This window comes from Paenibacillus sp. EB106-06-01-XG199 (genome assembly GCF_058791575.1).
In genome coordinates this window covers 1-21,061 of record NZ_JBYTDQ010000015.1, presented here as the reverse complement: position 1 = coordinate 21,061, position 21,061 = coordinate 1, and the positions used below count along the sequence as shown (strand labels likewise).

At 51.6% G+C, this 21,061-nt stretch carries 12 protein-coding genes; 5 read left to right on the top strand and 7 right to left on the bottom strand.

The genetic code is table 11. From position 1 onward, the window contains the following. Nucleotides 1–63 precede the first annotated feature (63 nt). Nucleotides 64–441, bottom strand: a complete 378-nt coding sequence (locus tag AC3WT9_RS31675; RefSeq protein ID WP_038588519.1) for a DUF423 domain-containing protein — start codon at nucleotides 439–441, stop codon at nucleotides 64–66. 172 nt (nucleotides 442–613) lie between these two features. Here AC3WT9_RS31675 and AC3WT9_RS31670 point away from each other — a divergent pair, with 172 nt between their 5' ends. After that, nucleotides 614–1,078, top strand: coding sequence for a hypothetical protein (locus AC3WT9_RS31670; RefSeq protein ID WP_341377867.1), 465 nt, complete (start codon nucleotides 614–616; stop codon nucleotides 1,076–1,078). A 109-nt stretch (nucleotides 1,079–1,187) separates the two neighbouring features. Here AC3WT9_RS31670 and AC3WT9_RS31665 read toward each other — a convergent pair whose 3' ends face one another. Next, nucleotides 1,188–2,075 (bottom strand): DUF8580 domain-containing lipoprotein, encoded by an 888-nt coding sequence (locus tag AC3WT9_RS31665; protein WP_492408684.1) that lies wholly within the window; start codon nucleotides 2,073–2,075, stop codon nucleotides 1,188–1,190. Between the two features lie 172 nt (nucleotides 2,076–2,247). Then, nucleotides 2,248–3,840: an amidohydrolase gene (locus AC3WT9_RS31660; RefSeq protein WP_492408682.1), complete on the bottom strand. Its 1,593-nt coding sequence runs from the start codon at nucleotides 3,838–3,840 to the stop codon at nucleotides 2,248–2,250. Nucleotides 3,841–3,982: 142 nt separating this feature from the next. Between AC3WT9_RS31660 and AC3WT9_RS31655 the strand changes: the two genes are divergently transcribed. From AC3WT9_RS31655 to yhbH, 4 genes are all read left to right on the top strand, one after another. Beyond that, entirely contained in the window at nucleotides 3,983–4,630 is a 648-nt protein-coding gene (locus tag AC3WT9_RS31655; RefSeq protein WP_341377863.1) for a class I SAM-dependent methyltransferase, read from the top strand. A gap of 166 nt (nucleotides 4,631–4,796) precedes the next feature. Continuing rightward, on the top strand, nucleotides 4,797–11,519 hold the full coding sequence (locus AC3WT9_RS31650; RefSeq protein ID WP_492408680.1) for a DUF7507 domain-containing protein: 6,723 nt from the start codon (nucleotides 4,797–4,799) through the stop codon (nucleotides 11,517–11,519). Further along, nucleotides 11,516–13,201, top strand: coding sequence for a hypothetical protein (locus AC3WT9_RS31645; RefSeq protein WP_492408678.1), 1,686 nt, complete (start codon nucleotides 11,516–11,518; stop codon nucleotides 13,199–13,201). Before AC3WT9_RS31650 ends, AC3WT9_RS31645 begins: the two co-directional genes overlap by 4 nt. Nucleotides 13,202–13,362: 161 nt before the next feature. Next, nucleotides 13,363–14,526 (top strand): sporulation protein YhbH, encoded by a 1,164-nt coding sequence (gene yhbH / locus AC3WT9_RS31640; protein ID WP_341097605.1) that lies wholly within the window; start codon nucleotides 13,363–13,365, stop codon nucleotides 14,524–14,526. A gap of 129 nt (nucleotides 14,527–14,655) precedes the next feature. Here yhbH and AC3WT9_RS31635 read toward each other — a convergent pair whose 3' ends face one another. The 4 genes from AC3WT9_RS31635 to AC3WT9_RS31620 form a co-directional block, all read right to left on the bottom strand. Beyond that, entirely contained in the window at nucleotides 14,656–14,934 is a 279-nt protein-coding gene (locus tag AC3WT9_RS31635) for a hypothetical protein (protein WP_341377859.1), read from the bottom strand. A gap of 82 nt (nucleotides 14,935–15,016) precedes the next feature. Continuing rightward, on the bottom strand, nucleotides 15,017–16,006 hold the full coding sequence (locus tag AC3WT9_RS31630; RefSeq protein WP_341377858.1) for a BtrH N-terminal domain-containing protein: 990 nt from the start codon (nucleotides 16,004–16,006) through the stop codon (nucleotides 15,017–15,019). A 33-nt stretch (nucleotides 16,007–16,039) separates the two neighbouring features. Then, nucleotides 16,040–19,747 (bottom strand): type I polyketide synthase, encoded by a 3,708-nt coding sequence (locus AC3WT9_RS31625; RefSeq protein WP_492408676.1) that lies wholly within the window; start codon nucleotides 19,745–19,747, stop codon nucleotides 16,040–16,042. A 108-nt stretch (nucleotides 19,748–19,855) separates the two neighbouring features. Further along, nucleotides 19,856–21,061, bottom strand: a 1,206-nt coding sequence (locus AC3WT9_RS31620) for a phosphopantetheine-binding protein (protein ID WP_492408674.1), incomplete at its 5' end; no start/stop codon positions are given.

Below are 21,061 nucleotides of genomic sequence, written 5' to 3'. Positions count from 1 at the left end.
CCGGAATGGCATTCCGTGAAAGGTGCTTGTTTTAATTTGCTTATGCCATCCGGTTGACTTCAGTCAGTTCTTGCGGGAAAGGGCTTCCCAGGCCAGACATATCCAGCCGGCAATAAAACAAACGCCGCCGAGCGGGGTAACCGCTCCAAGGATTTTGATCCCGGTAATACTCAGTACGTACAAGCTGCCGGAGAAGAGAACAATTCCTGCGATCAGCAGCCTGCCGCTCCAGCGCAGGCGGACACTCTCTCCCCATTGTCCTGCAATAATCGCGACCAATATCAGTCCCAGTGCATGAATCATATGATAATGCACACCGGTTTCATACACCTTCATGTAATCCTCGCTGATCGAAGCCTTCAGCATATGCGCTCCGAATGCGCCGATCCCCACTGCCAGCATAGCCAGCAAAGCTCCCCAGGCGATAAATCTCCGTTGCATAATCAGAATACAACTCCTTATTATTGGACTTCCCCTATCTTACCTTATCGGCAGGGGGCAATTCCAGCGGAGTTCCGGGATTATTTCAATGTGGGACTTGCATTTGAAGCGTTCTTATGAAAAAGTGGATAGTATCAAGAAACCATTCTTTTACAAGGAGCGCATTTTTATTATGGACTATAATTCTCCACCAAAATCCGACGCACAGGAAACCGGGCAGAACAGCCTATTTCCAGGGCAAAATGATCTGTTAAAACCAGAAGTACCTTACACCTACCAAGCGAATAAACGTGATTTCCAACATTCCGGCCCCGGTATCGCCTCTTTCGTGATCGCACTGGTCACGTTTATCGGTTATGCCATTACTTTTGTGGTGGTAGGGAAGCAGGCTTCTTCCATTCTTAGTGAAAGCAACAGCGGCATCAATGAGTCTGCAGGAACCTTCATGTTTCTGGGAGTGACCGTTTTGATACTTGCAGCTGTTAATGTAATCGGAGCAGTTGTCGGAATTATCGGGCTGACTCTCCGCAACCGCCGCAAAGTGTTCGCCGTCATCGGCACCATTATCAATGCTATCATCCTTCTGTTGTTCATGCTGCTCATTTCTACCATTCTGGTCAATGCCGGCTCCTACTGATTATCCCGCTATTTACTTTCAATAATAGAGAAGAGCCACTCCCGGAGCTGTTCGTGGAGTGGCTCTTCTTTTATTTAATATTGCAACTTAAGCTGAAATGCAGACACTGCTAACGGCTTACGATGGAATCCAGCGACGCGTAAACATGTGGACCGAAGCCTTCCGAGGCCTCTCTCTGTGGAATATTGAGCTTGATCATGTAGCCCTGGCCATCAATTTCCTTGACGATCGTTTGCCGGGTCAGGCCGGAACCTGTTGCGGTCAAATATAAACGCAGGCCAGACATTCTGAGGTCACGCTCTTCCTTGCTGAGTGCTGTCACCTTTCCAGTGGCAGACAATTCCTTTTGGGCTTTCTGCTCCAAAATATCGAGATTAAAATCAGAAGGTAATTTCTCAATTTGGGCGTAATAATCAGGATCCACCTTCATAGATAACCGGTTGCTTGCCGAATCAAAGGTAAAGATATCAAATACATAAAGCGAATAACCTTCTCCTTCCGCAAGCGTGGCAGTCTTCTCTTCCGCCATGCCTTCCAGCGTAAGCTTCATGGTTCGGGTCTCCGGCAGTGTGGTCACCGGGGCTGCCCCTTCTTCCGCCTTAGACAGCTTGGAAAGAATCCGCTGGACGACAGAAGGATCACCCTCCACCGGCTTTTCTACATATTCAAAAACTACAGGGTCCTCCATCTCAAGACCTTCAAGCACACTCTCGGTGCCAGCACCCAGTTCGAAAGCGGTAGGGCCCTCTTCCGTTTCTATTTCAATCGAATGACTGTCAATTTGACCGACATAGCTGCCGGTTCCTTGGATGACCTGTGCTTCAGCAGTAGCGGTAGGACTAGGTACAGGCGCTGCTGTGTTTGCCGCAGGTGAAGGAGAAACCGTTGCCGAAGGCTCACCCGGAGCCTCAGCAGGAGTGTTGCCTCCGCAAGCGGTTAATGTCAGCATCAATACAGCGACTGCCGCAATAGCCGGTAATGAACGTTGTGATTTCATGTTGACTGCCTCCTCATAGACGTGCGGTATGGTCAATATCTGCTTGCTACCCTTATTAACGTTTAACCCATAGTCGGGGTTGCATAAACTTTGCCGAAATTGATGGGGAGCGCACTAGAAGTATATGCGGCGGCATTTCTTCAGTTCATCATCCGGTACCCGGACAGCTTTTTCATTGCGCACAGTAGGCAATTTCCCCATTAACCACAGTCATCTGTACTTTCACCTGCAGCAGTTCTTCGGGATCGCTCAGCACGTCACGGTCAATTACCGTGAAGTCCCCCTGCAAGCCCGGTGCGATACGTCCGCGTTCACGCGCTTCTCCCGCGGCAGCCGCACTGCCCGTTGTGAACAGACCTACCGCCTCCGGGATGCTCAGCTTCTCACCCGGCAAGTAGCCCTCATGGGATTCCCCCGGCTTGCGCCGGGTAACGGCAGCGTGCAGGCCAAGAAATGGATTCAGCGGCTCAATCGGCGCGTCACTGCCACCGGCACAGGTAATTCCGGCCTTCATCAGCTTATTCCAGGCATACAGATGCCCTGTTCTTGCCGGGCCTACCCGTTCCAGCACCCAGGGAAAGTCACTGGCCACAAAACGCGGCTGGATATCGGCAATGAGCCGAAGTCCGCGCATTTGCTCCACCAGCGCGCCATTCAGCACCTGGGCATGTATGAAGCGGTCCGGCAGGTCGGCTTCCGGAGACAGCCGGTGATGGTCCATCGCAGCCAGCGTCATCCGGGCAGCCGCATCTCCGATCGCATGCACAGCTACCGGGAATGACAGCCGTCTCGCCGCACCGACAATTTCATTCAGCTTTTCCTGTGTATGGATCGCGATGCCGCATGTATCCGGGGCATCGCTGTAAGGCTGCTCCAACAGTGCAGTCCGTCCGCCGATGGCACCGTCGGCGAACAGCTTGACCGCACCAAGCCGCAGCCACTCATCACCGCTGCCTGCCTGCAGCCGCAGCTCCTCCACCTCCTGCAGATAGCCATAGTACAGCAGCTGGTGTGTGCGGAAGAACAGGCCTTCTTCGCGCAGCTCACGGTGAATCTGCAGCATCGTCTCCACACTGTCCAGCAGCCGCAGATCCTCGGTATGCACGGCTGTAAGCCCCAGGGAGAGCGCGTCAGCAATTCCCCTGCGGACCGCATTCTTCTTGGCGGCATAATCGGGCGCCGGCTGCACGGCATTAAACGGCTGTGAGGCATCCTCATAAATCCAGCCGTTCAGCTTCCCTTCAGCATCACGGCCGTAGGCTCCGGAAGCGAAGTCTGGAGTGGATTCGGTCACGCCCGCCCGCCTGAAAGCCTCGCTGTTGCCGAGAAAGGCATGAAAGCAAGTGCGCGTAAGGAATACGGGATGCCGCTCTGTCACCGCATCCAGCTCGGATATATGCGGCGCTGCAGCAGGCCGGAACTCATTCTCGTTCCAGTTCAGCCCGAGGATCCATTCCCCGGGAGGCGTAAGCTCTGCACGTCTGGCAATTGCATGCAGCATCTCTTCTTTGGAGGTCATACCTGTGAAATCCAGCATGTCCAGCTTCATCCCGTGCATGCCGAGATGCACATGCGCATCGGTCAGACCGGGCAGCACATGGGCTCCGTCCCAATCGACAACGTTGTATTCTCTGCCGCTAAGCTGCAGAATTAAATCCCTGCCCTCTCCAACAGCCGTGATCCTGCCATCCTCCACATATACAGCGTCATCGCCGGGTTGGCTGCGAAATGGCAGAACGCCATTTTTAAATAAGGTTGCGGTCATGTACTTCTGCTCCTTTGTTATAACATCTTTTATATTAAAAGCATGTTTCTTTCAATTTATAGGCATGAGCCGGAAGCATGCAGCTGCGGAATTAATACTATGGTGAAGAGCCTTATTTACGTTCTAAAAAGGAGTGGTTTCCTTGAAAATCGATATCGGCTGCGGTTCCGCTAAAGAATTGGGTTATCTGGGAATCGACTGCATTTCATACCCCGGGGTGGATCTGGTCTGCGATATTAATAAAGGCATTCCGCTGCCGGACAATACTGCCGAATTCATTATGGCCAGCCGCGTTCTGCCCTATGTAAGCAATCTATTTGCGGTGATGAAAGAGATTCACAGGATCAGCATCCATAAAGCTGTTGTCTGTATTCTTGCACCTTATGCACATAGCTTCCCTCACGTCTCCAATCCTTTTTTCAAACAAAAATTCGATGAGTACACTCCCCGGTATTTCACAAACCGCTTTTTCCAGCCTTCCGCAAGTCCGCTCTCCCCGGTCATTCCCGATTATCCGGTCCCCTCTCCGCCCTTCGATTACAGACTGCTGCGGATGGAGCTGTTCTATCAATACCCGTTTAACGACTCGCTCTATGAAGCAGAGGAGCTTGAGATTCTCAAGACGCTGCAATCTAATGTAGTTCATGAAATCATGTACCACTTTGCCGCCATTAAGAAAGAAATCACCCCGGAGGAGCTCGAAACCATGAGCAGGAATCATTATCCTGAACCGCGTGTGCTGCTGGAACGGCGGCTTCTCTCTCAGCATAGACAAGATTTCAGCAAGTAGAAATATAAATATGTATTTTTAAAAAAATCCGCCGTGGACAAACAATTATGCCAGTCACCCGTCATAGGCTAATATAACACAAGAAATTTGGCACATCGTCTTCACCCTAAAGACGGTCTGCTTTTTTTCGCCTAAGCAACCGCGCAGTTCAGCAACCCTGAAGGAGGTGAAAATCATTCCTCTAGTCGTCCGGGCTACGATTAACGCAACCGGCGCAATCACATTTACCGGCAACACACTTGGACTAAGCCGCTCCGAAACGGCTGGGGTTCCCGGTACACTGGATAGTATAGGTGCATTCAGTACGGTCAACACGGCCTCTGTATTCGGCACCTACCCTGCCGGTACGACCAGCCTGTACCAGAACAACAGCTCAGCCGCCATACTGACGCTTCCCGCAGGAAGCACAGTGCTGTACGCAGAACTGATCTGGGCCGGCTCCTATATTAATGGCTCGGTTAATCTCGGCGCCTTCATCAATAATCCGGTCTCCTTCACCACACCCGCAGGAAGTACGACCAGCGTAACTCCAGATGCAGCCACTGCCAATACTATAGATCTGGGAAACGGCGCCTCCGCCTATGTGCGCTCAGCCAATGTCACCAGCATTATTCAGGGCGGCGGTGCCGGAACCTACACGGTCGGCGGTGTCGTAGGCACCTTCGTTATCACTGGTGATACAACCGCCAACCATGCCGGCTGGACACTTGGTGTGATCTACCAGAATCCCGCCCTCCCTTTCCGCAATATGTCGCTGCGGGCAGGAGCTGTGCTTGTACAGGCCACTTCAGCCCCGGTTGTCACGACCATTACGGGTTTCGCCACACCGGTCACCGGCGCTCTGGGCGGACGCATCTTGTTTAGCGCGCAGGAAGGCGACGCGAACCGTTCAGGCGACCAGGCGCTGTTCGGCCCGACCTCCGCCACACAGGTGGCCTTGTCGGGTCCCAACAACTTTGCCAACAACTTTTTTGCTTCGCAGATTAATAATGACAGCGGTGCTCTGAATACGACCGGAACCTTCGGAAGCCGCAACCAGACCAACGGCAGTCCAGGCACCAATATCATCGGTGGACGGCAAGGCTGGGACATTACCAACGTCGACGTTTCGGCAAGGCTGGTGAACAACCAGTCCTCTGCACTGCTGACGCTGACCACCTCTGGCGATGCCTATGTAGTCAACGCGAATGCGCTCCAGATCAATATTAACGCACCGGTAATCACGCTGACCAAAAGCTCCAATGTGGCAGGTCCAATTGTCGGTGATAACATAACCTATACCGTTACTATCAACAATACAGGTACTGCCAGCGCTACGAGTGTGGTACTGTCGGATACACTGCCAACCGGCTTGACCTTTGTAGCCGGAAGCGTTGTAGTCGCCGGCGTTTCCAGACCTAGCTATGATATTTCAGCCGGCATTCCCTTAGGGTCACTGGCACTCAGCTCTTCTGTAACGGTTACATATCAGGCCAGAGTGACCTCGCTGCCGCCCAGTCCGCAGACGATTGCCAACTCTGCCAATGCCGCATTTACATTCCAGAGTGTAGCCGGCGGCCCCATTGTTTCGGGTGTTATCCCTTCCAATAGAGTAACGGTTCCAGTGTACTCGCCGGTTCTGGGTATGGTCAAAAGCGCCAACACCGTCAACGCAACCGTTGGCGATGAGATTACCTATACCGTGCAAATCTCCAACACGGGAAATATCGGTGCGTCCACGACGCTGACCGACAACATCCCTGCCGGAAGCACCTACGTTCCCGGGAGCTTTACCGTCAACGGGACTCCCCTGGCAGGCAATCCCGTCACGGGCATCGCAATCGGCACGATTTCCGCCGGAGGAAGCTCCACCGTTCAGTTCAGGGTTGCAGTGAACAGTCTGCCGTCGCCGCCGCGGTTAACCGACCAGGCCACTGCAGCCTATACCTTCCTGGTGCCTGACGGTCGTACCGTGGCCGGTTCGGCGGCATCGAATACGCTGACCATTCCGGTAACACTGCCCAATGTTGCAGTGGTCAAAAGCACCAGCTTCCCTGACGTTGCGGTAGGGGACACTTTGACCTATACCTCCGTCATCAGCAATAACGGGATTTCGGCGGTAACACATGTTGTCCTGTCCGATCCGATTCCTGCAGGCACCACCTTTGTTCCGGGCAGTCTGACTGTTTCCGGCTCATCCCGTCCGGCCGCAGACCCGGCAACGGGAATCTCTGTGGGGGCAATCCCTCCTGGCAACAGTGCAACCGTTACCTTCCAGGTGGCGGTCACTTCTGTACCGGGAACAGGACAGCTGTCCAACCGTTCTTCGGCATCCTATAGTTCCGGACTGTTTACAGGTATTTCCCAATCCAACATCACGACAACATCTGTGTATCAGCCTGTCATTGGTATTGTCAAAAGCGCAAGTCCCGCCAGTGCGACTGTGGGCGGCAACGTTCTTTACACCCTTCAGGTGCAAAACACAGGGAATCTGGCAGCAACCGTCACCCTAAGCGACAATATCCCCGCCGGCTCTACCTTTGTAGCGGGAAGCGTTACAGTGAACGGTTCCGTTCGTCCTGCGGATTCTCCGCTCGCCGGAATTCTACTGGGGGCCGTGGCTCCCGGTTCTACCGTAACCGTCAACTTCCTGACCACGGTACAGTCACTGCCTTCTCCGGCGGTATTGAGCAACCAGGGAAGCGGCAGCTATACCTACCAGTTGCCCAGCGGGCGTTCCCTCAGCGGGGAAAGCCTCTCCAATACGGTCAGCATCCCGGTTTCCGCACCGAACATCACCTTATTCAAAACAGCCAATCTTTCCGCCATCGCTGTCGGTGAGAATATAACCTATACCGTAGCGGTATCCAATCCGAGCGGGGTGGCTGTAAACAACGTCGTCCTGTCTGATCCCATACCCGCGGGAGGGGCATTCGTGGCTGGGAGCGTCACGGTGAACGGGGCTTCTGCGCCATCCGCAAATCCGGGGGCGGGTATTGCTCTTGGCACCATCGCGGCAGGGGGCAATGTGATCGTCACCTTCAAGGTGAACGCTGCCTTCCTGCCAAATCCCGCTGAACTGGTTAACCGGGCCAGTGCTTCCTTCACGGCAGGAGCGTTCAGCGGAACTGCCCTGTCCAATTCAGTGACAACTCCGATCTTCATTCCGGTCATCAATCTCGTTAAAAGTGCCAATAGCGCCCAGGCTTCGGTAGGCAGTTCCCTATCCTTCTCGATCCTGGTCAGCAACACCGGTAATATCGCCGCCAGGCTGAACCTGACTGACAGTTTACCGCCGCAAGCAGTATTTGAACCGAACAGCGTCATCATTGGCGGAACACCGCTTCCCGGTTTTGACCCGGTGACCGGAATCCCGGTAGGTCCGCTTGTGCCGGGCGATAGTGTCACCGTCAGTTTTCTGGTCACCGTGACGGCGCTGCCCCCGGGCCAGCAGTTGCCCAATTCAGCAGCTGCCGCAATTAGCTTCACTCTGCCAGACGGACGGCAGCTCGGAATAAATGCCGTTTCGAACACGCTCAATGTTCCTGTCTCCGCTCCCAATGTCAGTATAGTCAAAAGCGTGAACGCCATTGATGCCGTTACGGGTGACATTCTTAAGTTCACCTCGGTGCTGACGAACACCAGCATCGCGGCTGTCAGCAACATCATTCTCAGCGATCCTCTGCCTGAGAATGTTGCCTTCATTCCCGGAACCGTAATTGTGGGCGGCGTTTCCCAGCCGCAATCAGTTCCGTCCGCCGGCATTCCAATCGGCAGTCTGGCCCCAGGGGCGTCAGTCGCCGTAATATTCGAGGTGAGGATAACAATGCCGATTCCTTCACAGATCAACAACCAATCGACCGTCAGCTTTACCTCCGGTGTATTCTCCGGTTCTTCATCTTCCAACGTAACCACGACACCGGTAATACAGCCGCAGATTTCCCTTATCAAAAGTGCCAATGATCTTAATGCAACAGTTGGCGATACCATTATCTACACGATTGTTGTCAGCAATACAGGCAATCTGGCTGCCAATGTTACTTTGACTGACAACATTCCCGCAGGGACTACCTTTGATCCCAACAGCGTCATCGTTGACGGCTTCCCGCAGCCGGGAGCCGCACCCGATACCGGTATTACCGTCGGCACCGTAGCTCCGGGAGCCAGTGTTACTGTCAGCTTCACTGTCTTTATTGTTTCCTTGCCTTCACCACAGCAGCTTGTCAATCAGGCCTCCTCCTCCTTCACTTTTACTCCGCCTGACGGCCGGCTGCTTACGGGTACGGCTGTATCCAACACGGTAACTATCGCGGTCTCCGCTCCCAATCTTTCCGTAGTGAAGAGCACTCCTGCAACAGCAGCTGCTGTTGGAGATACTATTGCCTATTCGGTAAGCATTACCAATACCGGAATCGATCCCGTAAATAATGTATTGCTCAGTGACCCTGTGCCTGACGGATCCTCATTTATACCCGGCAGCGTATCAGTAAACGGAGTGCCTTTCCCAAATGCCAATCCGTCTTCCGGGGTTTCAATCGGGACGTTGGCCTCCGGCGCAACCGCAATCATCTCTTACAGCGTAACGGTCATTGCCGTTCCCGCTGACGCCTCTATTGACAACCAGGCGACCGTTTCCTATACCTCAGGTATTTTCTCAGGTACTACTTCGTCGAACCCGGTAGCCATTCCCGCCTTCCAGCCAAATATCTCTGCGGTTAAAACAGCCAATACGACAAATGCTACAGTCGGTGATACCGTTACCTATACCTTGACTGTCAGCAACACCGGCAATTATGGAGCCGTTCTAACTGTAACGGACAATATTCCGGCAGGTACCACCTTTGAGCCCAACAGCGTCCTGATCAACGGGCTGCCACTGCCGCAGGCCGATCCTACTACTGGCATCGCCGCAGGAACTGTCGCTGCGGGAGCCACTGTCGCTGTCTCCTTCTCAGTAGTGATTACGTCCCTGCCGTCACCGCAGGTCCTCGTCAATCAGGGGACCGCTGCGTACAGCTTTACATTACCTGACGGACGCACAATCACTGGTTCGGTACTCTCCAACACAGTCACAATTCCTGTTTCCAGCCCCAATCTCGCCGTGCTCAAATCCACTGCGACAACGGCAACTACCGTGGGGGACACGATTACCTATTCTGTAACATTGACCAATAACGGGATCGCAACTGTAAATAACGTCGTCTTTACGGATGCACTTCCTGCGGGTACCGCCTTTGTGCCGAACAGTGTGCTGGTGGACGGCATCGGACGGCCCGGGGCTTCACCCTCTACCGGGGTAACCATAGGCAGCATCGCTCCCGGAGCTTCAGTGACCGTAGCCTTTACTGTAACCGTAACTTCGCTGCCGGCAACCGGACTGCTGAACAATCAATCCTCCGTCAGCTTTACATCTGGAGCACTTTCCAACGTAGGATTTTCCAATATTGTCACCACACCAGTCTACGAGCCCATAGTTGCAGCAGTCAAAAGCGCAAGCTCCGTCAACGCTACCGTAGGGGATACCATTACCTATACCGTGCTTGTGAACAATACTGGCAATTATGCGGCGACGGCTACTTTAACCGACACCATCCCTGCCGGTACAACGCTTGTAGAGAACAGTGTGCTTATAAACGGCTTCCCTTCCCCGGGAGCCGATCCGGCAACAGGTATCCCACTCGGTTCTATTGCTGCCGGCACCAGCTTGACAGTCACTTTCTCCGTTCTGATCACTACGTTGCCGCCAAGCCAGCAATTGACCAACCAGGCTACCATCACCTTTGCGTATACCCTGCCGGACGGCCGGACCTTCAACGAATCAGCAGTCTCCAACATCAATCAGATTTCCGTTTCATCGCCTAACGTATTGGTATCAAAGGCCACTACTGCTACAGATGCCGTAGTAGGTGATACCGTTCCCTACACAGTCACCGTTACCAATAACGGGATTGCATCGGTCACCAATGTCGTGCTTAGCGATCCGATACCACCGGGAGCTTCCTTTGTCACAAGCAGCGTAGTTGTCGACAGCACTCCTCTGCCGGGAGCGAACCCGGCCAATGGAATTACCCTTGGCACTCTGGCTCCGGGAGCTTCTGTCCAAGTCTCCTTCAATATTGTTGTTACTGCGCTGCCAAATCCGCCGAGCCTTAATAACCAGGCGTCCGTGAGCTTTACCTCCGGTGCTTTCTCCAGTGCTTCCTATTCCAATAACCTGATTACTCCGGTGTATCAGCCGATCATCAATATCCTAAAGAGCGCGGATACAACCAATGCAACCGTCGGAGACACTGTCACTTACTTCTTTAGCGTCACAAACACCGGGAACTTGCCGGCTGTGGTTACCCTTACGGACTCCATCCCTGCAGGAGGTGTATTTATTCCGAACAGTGTGCTGGTGAACGGTGTGCCGCAACCGGGAGCCGATCCGGCAGCCGGAATCAACCTTGGAACGGTTGCCCCTGGAGCTACAGTCGTCATGACAGTCACCCTGCAGGTTACCGTGGCTTCTCTGCCTTCACCGCAGCGACTCGTCAATCAGGCAGCCGCAGCCTTCACGTTCTCACCGCCAGACGGACGTCTGCTCTCAGGCTCTTCCTTGTCCAATGTACTTGTGATCCCTGTATCGTCTCCGGACGTCACCGCAGTCAAGAGCACACCGGCTATCGATGCCGTAGTCGGCGACATCCTTACCTATACAATTGTCGTGACGAACAACGGTATCGTCGCCGTCAACAACGTTGTGCTGGTTGACCCGATTCCGGCCGGAAGCCAATTCGTTGCGGGCAGCGTTACTGTAGACGATATCGCCCGTCCTGGGGCCAACCCCGGATCAGGCGTTGTCATCGGCACGATTGCTGCCGGAGCATCAACGACTGTAACCTTCAAGGTTCAGGTAATCGCGACATGACCCCTGGCTCATTTCCTCAACCTGTCGTGACGAATCAGTCCATGGTACTGTTCAGCTCGGCAGCGGGTATAGACGCTATAACCTATTCCAATACTGTTCATACCCCGGTCCTCAGCCCCGTACTTTCCTTATTCAAAAGTGCGGACAAAACCAGCGTCTCCCTTGGGGAGACGCTGGTTTACTCGCTTGTTGCCAAGAACAGCGGTAACGTGGCTGCACGGGCAACGATCAGAGATATTCTCCCTGAAGGCGTATCCTTCATTGCTAACAGTGTGCTAAGAGACGGAGTCCCCCTTCCCGGGGTATCTCCGTCTTCCGGCATACCGCTGGGAACAATTTCACCGCAGGCACAGGTCCGCATCGCCTTCCAGGCCATTGTCGTTTCGCTTCCCCCTTCACTGGAGCTTCGTAATGAAGCCAGGGGATTTTATTCTTTCACTACACCGGAAGGCAGGCTTGTGCAAAGCGAAATCCGCTCCAATCCGGTAACAGTTTCTTTGCTTTCCTTCCAGCTCTCTACCCTTCTGGCCGCAAGTACTCCAACTACATTTACCGGAGATGTAGTCACCTATACGTTGCTGCTCAGGAACGAGGGAGCACGGCTGCTGAACGATATTATCGCATTCATTCCCGTGCCGGATGGCGCCATTTTCGTTCCGGGAAGTGTTGTCGCCGGGGGTATCTATTATCCCGATGCTGATCCGGCAGAAGGAATCCGGCTGGGGTTCCTAAGTACAGACACAGCCGCCGAAATTTCTTTTCGCGTACGGATCACGTCGATCCCTGAGAACTCCCTATTAACAACGCAGGCGCGCACCACGTACCAAGTAGATGAGGTTACAGAGGTTACCGAGAGCAATATCATGGAAATATCCATAGTCCAGGCAGGCGTTACGGTCAGTCTGAAGGTTGATCGCTACAGCGCGGCGCCTGGAGACAACCTGCATTACAAGTTCACCGTACAAAACAGCGGAAATCTGGCAGTAAATGCTGTACTGGTGGAGGCAATTCCTGCAGGAACATTGTTCATCTGGGACAGCGTTATAGTTGACAGTGTGCCCATGAAGGGGATTAGACCGGGAGAATTCATCCCGCTGGGCACGATAAGAGCCGGCTCTGTGGTCCTCGTGGAGTTTCTTGTGTCTATCCCTGCGGCCACTGACATCAAGCAGACCCCGGCGGTGCAGAACCAAGGCAATCTGCAATATACCTTCACACTGCCAGACGGACGAAATGTAAGACAGGCAGCCCGCTCAAATGCGGTCACTACCTTGATTCTGTCGCCGGTCATATCCATTGAGATGAGTGGTGAACCGCCAATTGTCGAGCCTGGTGGGACTGCCCAATTCAGGATTTCAGTGACCAATAGCGGCAATTATCCTGCTGATGTTTCTGTCATCCGGATCGTGCCCCAAGGAAGCCTAATTGAGTCCGACATCGTTACGGTCAGCGCCCTTACCTCACCCGAATCCTCTTACCGGGGTACGGTGGCGCTGGGCACAGTGCAAGCTGGTCAGACGGTCCATCTCACTTATTTTGTCAGAATCAATGACGATTTCATGGGCCGGGCCCTTCAAGGCTCCTCGACCGCGCTGTACCTGTTCACGATTGACGGCCGGAGATATTCCGGGGAATCCCGGTCCAACAGCTATAGGCTTATTATTGAAGAGATCAGTGAATAAAGGATCAAAGGTCCAGGCTCCGCAGTTTATACCCATTGATATCTTCACATATCCTCCCTACCCCTGAATATACTTTAGTTACAGCATGCCTCAGAGTTACTCTCTTTAGGAAGCATGTGCTTGCGCCCGTACCGATTTATATTCCATGGGAGGTGGTCATCCTGTCGCAATCACCAGGTCCATATGCGTTTGTCGTGTCAAAAGAAGACTGGTCCCTTCACCGCAAAGGCCATCAGGATCAGGAACGTCATCAGCAGAAGGTCAGGGAAGCCATTAAGGATAATCTGCCCGACCTCGTTACCGAAGAGAACATTATCATGTCGGACGGAAAACAGATTGTAAAGGTGCCGATCCGCAGTCTGGATGAGTACCGGATTATCTATAACTTCCGGAAGCAAAAGCATGTCGGCCAAGGAGACGGGGAAAGCCAGGTTGGCGATGTGCTCGGCCGTGATTCGCAATCTGCCCAACCGGGCAAAGGTGACAAAGCTGGAGATCAGCCGGGCCAGGATACGGTTGAGGCTGAAGTGAACCTCGAGGATTTGGAGGACATTCTGTTCCAGGACCTGGAGCTGCCCCACCTAGCCCCGAAGGATAAAGAAGAGATCGAGGTCAAGTCCATCGTCTTCAACGATATCCGCAAAAAAGGCATGATGTCGAACATCGACAAGAAGCGCACCTTACTGGAGAATCTGCGGCGCAACGCCAGCAACGGAAATCCCGGCATCCACAGCATCAGTCCCGATGATCTGCGCTACAAAACATGGGATGATATTACCGTCCCTCATTCCAATGCAGTCATCATTGCTATGATGGATACCTCCGGATCTATGGGGACCTTCGAAAAATACTGCGCGCGCAGCTTCTTTTTCTGGATGACCCGCTTCCTGCGCCGGCAATACGAAAAGGTCGAGATTGTGTTCCTGGCTCATCATACGGAAGCCAAAGAGGTCAGTGAGCATGATTTCTTCACCCGGGGTGAAAGCGGGGGCACGATCTGCTCGTCAGCCTACCAAAAGGCGCTGGAGATTATCGACAGCCGGTATCCGCCGGCCAAATACAACATCTATCCTTTTCATTTCTCGGATGGCGACAATCTCACCTCGGATAACGAACGTTGCGTCAAGCTGATCGGGGAGCTGTTGAAGCGCAGCAATATGTTCGGATACGGCGAGGTGAACCAGTACAACCGCAGCAGCACGCTGATGTCCGCCTACCGGCATCTGAAGCAGGAGCAGTTCATGCATTATGTCATTAAGGATAAGAAGGAAGTATACCAGGCGCTCAAGACCTTCTTCGGCAAAAGAGATTTGGCCAAATCGTGAGGAGCCGGATTTAGATGCTAAAAATGCAGCGCGTAGCCTAAGCGGATACGCGCTGCATTTTTATACTGCACCTAGTCCCTAACTGAAGATCCCTTCCCTAAATACAAGCTTTTTCAGGGCTACCATTAATCATTCCTGTTTTTTTGCAATAAATTCAGCAATTTGGATAAAACTCCGATCTGTTAGTATATTCAGGTCTCCTTGCAGCACCACGTTAAACTTTTTTTCAATATTAACGAGAATCATGATGAAATCAAGGGAATTAATATAATTGGACAACTCCAGATCACCTTCCAAGCTGGTCAGCAATCCAGTTTCACCCGGTTTTCCTGCTTCTTCAGCTCTTTGCAAGAGATGAGCATTAATGATTTCAAGTAATTCCTGAGTAATTGTATCCATAGAATGCATAGTAGACGCTCCTTTGTATGGACCTAGTATGTGTTAACACTATCATCGATCTGTATAATCCCGTTCATCTGTGTACTCTTCATCACTTCGTTAAAAAGGTTTCGTAAAACTTTAACTCGGCATCGTAAATATTGCTGATTCGATCCGGCAATTCGGCGAATTGTTCAACTTTAAACTGGTTGGAGTATACATATTTGCCCACGATCGCTCTAATCATGCTCCACTCATTAGTAATACTCTGCAGGATGGCACTTAAAGGCTCCTGCTCCATCTGCAAAAGCTTCAGCTTGTAGCTCTCCGCTTGTTTCGCCAATATGATTGAATTCAGCTTATCGAGTTGCTGTGCAGCATGATCTAAAGATATGTGCGCTTGCTGCATCAATCTCCCATACAACAGCTCCGACACTTCCAGCAGCTGGTCTAGACCTTCTGTAATTACATTCATATTTGCCTGAATGAGTTCCTGGTATTGTTCCGCTTCGCCTGAAATCATGGAAGCAGCTTGATTCAGCTTATAAAATTCATAGTAGGAATCCAGCTTCATTTGTCCTTGATTGAATTCATGATCAAATTCAATATAAGCCCGCTCCAAATCTTCCATCCGAATTGTTTTTTTATCATAGGACAGGTTCTCCATCTGCAAATGTTCAATAATATGAAAATGGCCGGTACAATCATTATATCCATGAACTAAGATAGTGTGTGGCAAATGCTTCTTCCGAAAAGTGTCTTTGCGAACCGGCAATTCGTAACAATCAACCCATAGTACGACAGGTCTCCCCATGTCTACTGCACTCTTAATTTTGTCAACGACCGTTCCGGCAAACTGTTCCTTCTCGACTGCGATTCCAAGCGCTGCAAGAGCTTCAATAAGACCCTTATTGCTTCTGTAAGAGATTCCGAAAAGAGTGCCTTCCCCTGCCCGGGCCGTTTCATACACAACCCAATCGTTAATCAGTAACGGCAATATACTAAGCTGAAAATGCCGTATAACCGGAAACAACGAATTATACAAGCAGCTTTGATAATAGATTTCGTTAAAAGGTTCTATCGGTTCAATGATTTTTGGCATCCCTTTTTCCCCGCTTTCACTTCAAGCACGCACTCAGTCCTCAACCTTAGAATTCGAGTATTCCAGAGTTTCCGCTATTTTCTCAAGCGTCCGGTCCCGTTCAATATTTAATTGGTCTACCGCCACACCATGCTTTTCCAGCTCAACCTCCACCCGGATAAGCAATAAGGAGTGTCCCCCCAAGTCGTAAAAATTGTCATCCACCCTCATCACATCACGTTCGAACAGTTCTCCCCAAATGCTTGCCAATAATTTCTCAAGTTCGGTGTATTCACCGGATTCTCTTCCTGCCAGCTGTACAGTCTTGAAGGGCTGTTGTTCCTGTAGCTGTCCGTTTACAGGCACTTGACTTGCATGAGCAGAGTTCATCTCCCCCAGAATCACTCTGGACCGATTCGAATCCAGGATTTGGTCAAGCGCAGCCAGCGCGGCACGAGGTGAGATATGGCTAACCAGATTGTCGCTTTCTTTGACGCCGTAATTAGCAGCCATGCCGACTTCCTTCCAGGCCGGCCAATTGATAGAACAAGCCGTCAACCCTAAGCCGGCTCGGTAGGCGGCGAAGGAATCCATAAACCGGTTAGCAGCCGTGTAGTCCCCTTGACCCGTTCCCCCGGTAAGTGAAGCAAGCGACGAGCACAGCACAAAAAAGTCCAGGTCATCGTCCTTCGTAAGCAGGTGTAAGTTCCATGTGCCCGTTATTTTAGGAGACAGGACCGCGTCCATTTGCTCATGGGTTCTTCTGAACAGCATACCGTCTCCTGCGATGCCTGCCGCATGGAAAATGCCATTAATATTTCCGAAGCTGGCTCTAATCTGCCGGAACAGCATGTCCAATTGAGCGAAATCGGAAACATCCGCACTGTAAGAATGTATGGAAGAACCCAGGCTCTCCATTTCCTCTATGCTCTCAACGATGCGTTTACGTTCAGGATTATTCCCCGCTTTAATGGAGCTCCATTCTTCACGGCTTGGCAATGGCGTCCGGTTTATGAGGACCATGGAGATTTGCTGTTGTCTCGCCCAATGTTTGGCCACCTCTAAACCAATTCCCCCGTGTCCTCCTGTAATAACATAGACGCCATTGCCCCGAACGACAACGGCTTCGGTTGTTCCAAGCTCCGCTGCCTGAATGCTTTCGATGTATCTGACACCGTTTCGGAATGCACATTCTGCCGCTTCTCGGATTGGGGATAAAATCACCTCAAGTACAGGAGGTTCAATCGTTTCGTCCAGATCAAAGCTGCGGGTGTACAGGTATGGATGCTCTTGGTGAATCACCTTCGCCATCCCGAGCACTGCGGCGCCGACCGGATGAATCTGTTGCTCTTCTCCTGTCACGGCATTGGCCCATCGGGTAAGCACGGTAATCACCGCTTCTTGCCTCCGCTGCTTCTTGAATAATGCTTTCGATAAAGAAACCAAGCTGTAGACGCTGCGAGCGAGACGCTCCTGCAGCTCCAAGGTATGGTGCGGCAGCCGTTCCTCGGGCTCAAAGGCATGGATGATATGCCCAACCTTGCCTACTTGCTCAAGTAACAGGAGATAGTCAGCATCATTGCCCGAAATCACATATTCACGATCCGTTACTTTGCTGTACCGGGAACCATAATAAACTTCAATATAATCCCGGTCTTGTCTTTCCAGACATGTACGGATCTGGCTGGACAGCGGAGCTGTTGTCCGGAAGAACACCGTTTTCCCGTCAATGGGTTCCGTTCGCTTGTCATCCATGTCCCGGCGTACCCATTCCGGCTGATAATAGTGCCCCGCTTCCTGCAAAGATGGTAAAGCTTCGCGTCTCTCAACCAGTTCTATGTGCTTCTCCGGAATGCTGATCCAGCATCTGCTTTTCGTATAGCTGTAGGTCGGCAAACTGACTTTATAATAAGAACGGGCCGGATATAACAGTTTCCAGTTCATCTCAGCTCCTTGTATATAAGCCTGAGCGAAATCATGAAACGTTCTTCCCGCATCGGACAAATCCCTGCTAATATTGGTCAAAAGTTCTTTGACCTGCTCGGAAGCGGAACCCGTCGCAGTTTCAGAATCCGGCCAGGTGGCTTTGTTAGCGCTGACGTTATGGCTGCCGTAATAAATATGATGCTCTTCCATCGTAACGAATGGGGTTTTAAGAAATCGCTCCAATTGCTGAAGTAGTTCTTCTATGCTGCAAGCCCTCAGCACCAAGCGGTGAGCGTAGTGGCCTCTCCCCGTGTTAACGGTATAGCAAATATCCCCGATTCTATATTTGCTGACAGAACCCGATAGGAAATCTATATATCTTCTCACCATATCTAACAGGTTCGTTTGTTCCATAGCAGATAAGGTAAAAATATGATGTAAATGGTCAGGGGAAGTCTCTGTTCGTTCAGGTGCCTCCTCTAATACCACATGGCAATTCGTTCCGCTTAAACCGAACGAACTTACCCCGCATCTTCTTTTTGCACCTGGTGAACGCTCCCACCGGATTAACTGGTCTGCCACATAAACGGGCGAATCAATAAACGATATATTAGGATTAGGCACTTTAAAATGCAGCATCGGCGGAATTTTTTGATGCTCTAAGGCGAGAACCGCCTTAATAAATCCGGCGATTCCCGCTGCATGATCCAAATGGCCGATATTCGTCTTGACGGAACCGACGGCGCAAAATTGCATCTTGGAGGTATGCTTGCGGAAAGCATTATTTATTCCTCGGATTTCGATAGGATCTCCCAGCTTTGTTCCCGTACCATGGGCTTCCAGATAGGAGATGGATTCAGGATCGATTCCCGCATCCTGCCATGCCCGCAGAATAACCCGCTCCTGAGCGGCCGGATTCGGTGCTGTGAGTCCTACCGAGCTGCCATCCTGATTCCATGCACTGCCCTTCACGACCGCATAAATATGATCATGATCGGCCATCGCTTGATGCAGAGGCTTCAGCAGAACAGCCGCGACTCCCTCTGCACCATTCGTTCCATCCGATTCTGCATCGAAGGTTCGGGTGTACCCGACTGAGGATTCAATTCCCATACTGTAGTCATTCGACTGACTGGCCGGTAACATGACAATTTTGACGCTTCCCGCTATCGCAGTATTGCATTCGCCTGCGCGGATAGAGCGGCATGCCAGGTGAAGTGCAGACAAAGAGGAAGAGCATGCAGTATCCACCACACTGCTGGGGCCTTTAAAATCAAATATATAGGAAACCCTGCCGGCGATAATCGATTTCAGGTTACCTGAAGTTGTCAGACCCACAAGCTCCGGAGCGGACATTTGCGCAAATGCTTTGTATTCATTGGGCCCGTCGCTCGATAATCCGACAAATACTCCGGTTTCGCTGCCAGCTAGCTCCCTTCCTCCGTACCCCGCATCCTCCATGGTGGCATAGACAGTCTCCAGAAAGAGCCTTTGGTGCGGATCCATTAACTGAGCCTCGATAGCCGGCAGAGAAAAAAACTTATAATCGAACGTGTCGATGCTGCCAAGGTAAGAAGCTTTCTTAAATTCCTGATGAGTGATGCCGCTTTGCTTCAGTGCATCTGTAATATCTTTTTGGCGTGCTTGCGGAATTTCTTCAACCAGACACTTTCCTTCAACCATACTATCCCAAAACTCATTTGTATTTTTGGCGCTCCCAATTTGGCAGGACACACCAATTACTGCAATATCCTTACTTGAGATTTGTTCAAACTTGATATTCTCATTCGTTAATAACACTTCGGAAGTATCGAAGTCGACTAGTTTTTTTTTCACATTGCGCCCTCCAATTTGAAACCTGCTCTGATGTATAACAATCCGTAGAACAGAAGAGAAGGACATTCGCTTGTCTTCTCCTCTCTTCTCCTGTTCATTTCACGTCTCTTACAGACTGGCCTTTTTTTCGCATTGTTCCAGCATTTTAGCCAATAAGCTTACGAACTGGCGAAGCAGCCTCTCTACAGACGCTTGTAAAATCCTGCCCTGGTTGTACTCACATGTCATGGACTGGACAATGCCAGCCTCTCCACAATTGAGCACGAGATCAAACTGCTTTGCAAAGCCTGACGGCAATAGGTCAGCGCCTGTAAATGCACAAAGGATTTGGCCTTCTTGCGGCTCATAAGCAGCATACTTCACCTGTTCCCAATGAAGTCGCCCTTCCGTTTTCAGGTATCCGTCTACTATTGCAAAAACTTCCTCCAGCTCTTCAGCTTCCCGGAACGAAACCTCAACCCGGCATACATCGCCGCCTTCTATCAAGCAAGGCAAAGTAACCGTTTCTGTCTGTGCGTATTCCGACATTAAATAGGCAAAAGCGGTCAACAGCACAGACATCTTTTGAATGCTGTAGTGACTCGAAATGCGTTCCAAGCTTTGACTCGTATGCTCCGAGAGCTCAAAGCGCAATACATCGCCCGGAATGTAGACTCCTTGCCCGGCCATACCTGACGTTGGGAATGCGAGGGGGAGGTGCTTCCATGTAGATGCTTGTTTTTGCGCATGAACCGTTTCGATATACTGAGCCAATTGACGCACATTCGGGTTTCCGAACAAATCCGCTACAACAAGTACGCCCGGATACTTTTGCTGTAACTTGGCATATATATCTACAATCCGCAATGAGTTTCCACCCACATGGAAGAAGTTATCCATAACCCCAATGTCGTCTTTGTGAAGAACCTCTTGCCATACTTTCAAAATTTCAGACTCAATCTCAGTAGCAGGCGGCAGTTTTTCTTCTTGAACATCCAAGACCACATCTGGAACAGGCAGAAGTGTCCGGTTCACTTTGCCGTTATTATTGAGCGGAATATAGTCCAATTCCACAAAATAGGACGGGATCATATAGTCCGGCAGATGTCTGGACAGGTGAGCATGTATTTGGGCTACAGTCAGCGGCATGCTGCATACCAGATAAGCGCATAGATATGCCTGCCCTTGCTCGTCCTTCCGGTCGACTACGACAGCTTCACGGATATGCCCATGCGCCAGAAGGCGCGCCTCGATCTCTCCGCATTCGATCCGGTAGCCGCGGATCTTCACTTGGTGGTCGATCCGGCCCAGGTACTCCACGTTGCCGTCCGGCAG

What these genes read in the sequence shown, in the direction of transcription:
- AC3WT9_RS31675 (WP_038588519.1), bottom strand. Translation starts at nt 441, where the DNA reads ATGCAACGGAGATTTATCGCCTGGGGAGCTTTGCTGGCTATGCTGGCA.
- AC3WT9_RS31635 (WP_341377859.1), bottom strand. Translation starts at nt 14,934, where the DNA reads ATGCATTCTATGGATACAATTACTCAGGAATTACTTGAAATCATTAAT.
- AC3WT9_RS31660 (WP_492408682.1), bottom strand. Translation starts at nt 3,840, where the DNA reads ATGACCGCAACCTTATTTAAAAATGGCGTTCTGCCATTTCGCAGCCAA.
- AC3WT9_RS31645 (WP_492408678.1), top strand. Translation starts at nt 11,516, where the DNA reads ATGACCCCTGGCTCATTTCCTCAACCTGTCGTGACGAATCAGTCCATG.
- AC3WT9_RS31665 (WP_492408684.1), bottom strand. Translation starts at nt 2,075, where the DNA reads ATGAAATCACAACGTTCATTACCGGCTATTGCGGCAGTCGCTGTATTG.
- AC3WT9_RS31670 (WP_341377867.1), top strand. Translation starts at nt 614, where the DNA reads ATGGACTATAATTCTCCACCAAAATCCGACGCACAGGAAACCGGGCAG.
- AC3WT9_RS31630 (WP_341377858.1), bottom strand. Translation starts at nt 16,006, where the DNA reads ATGCCAAAAATCATTGAACCGATAGAACCTTTTAACGAAATCTATTAT.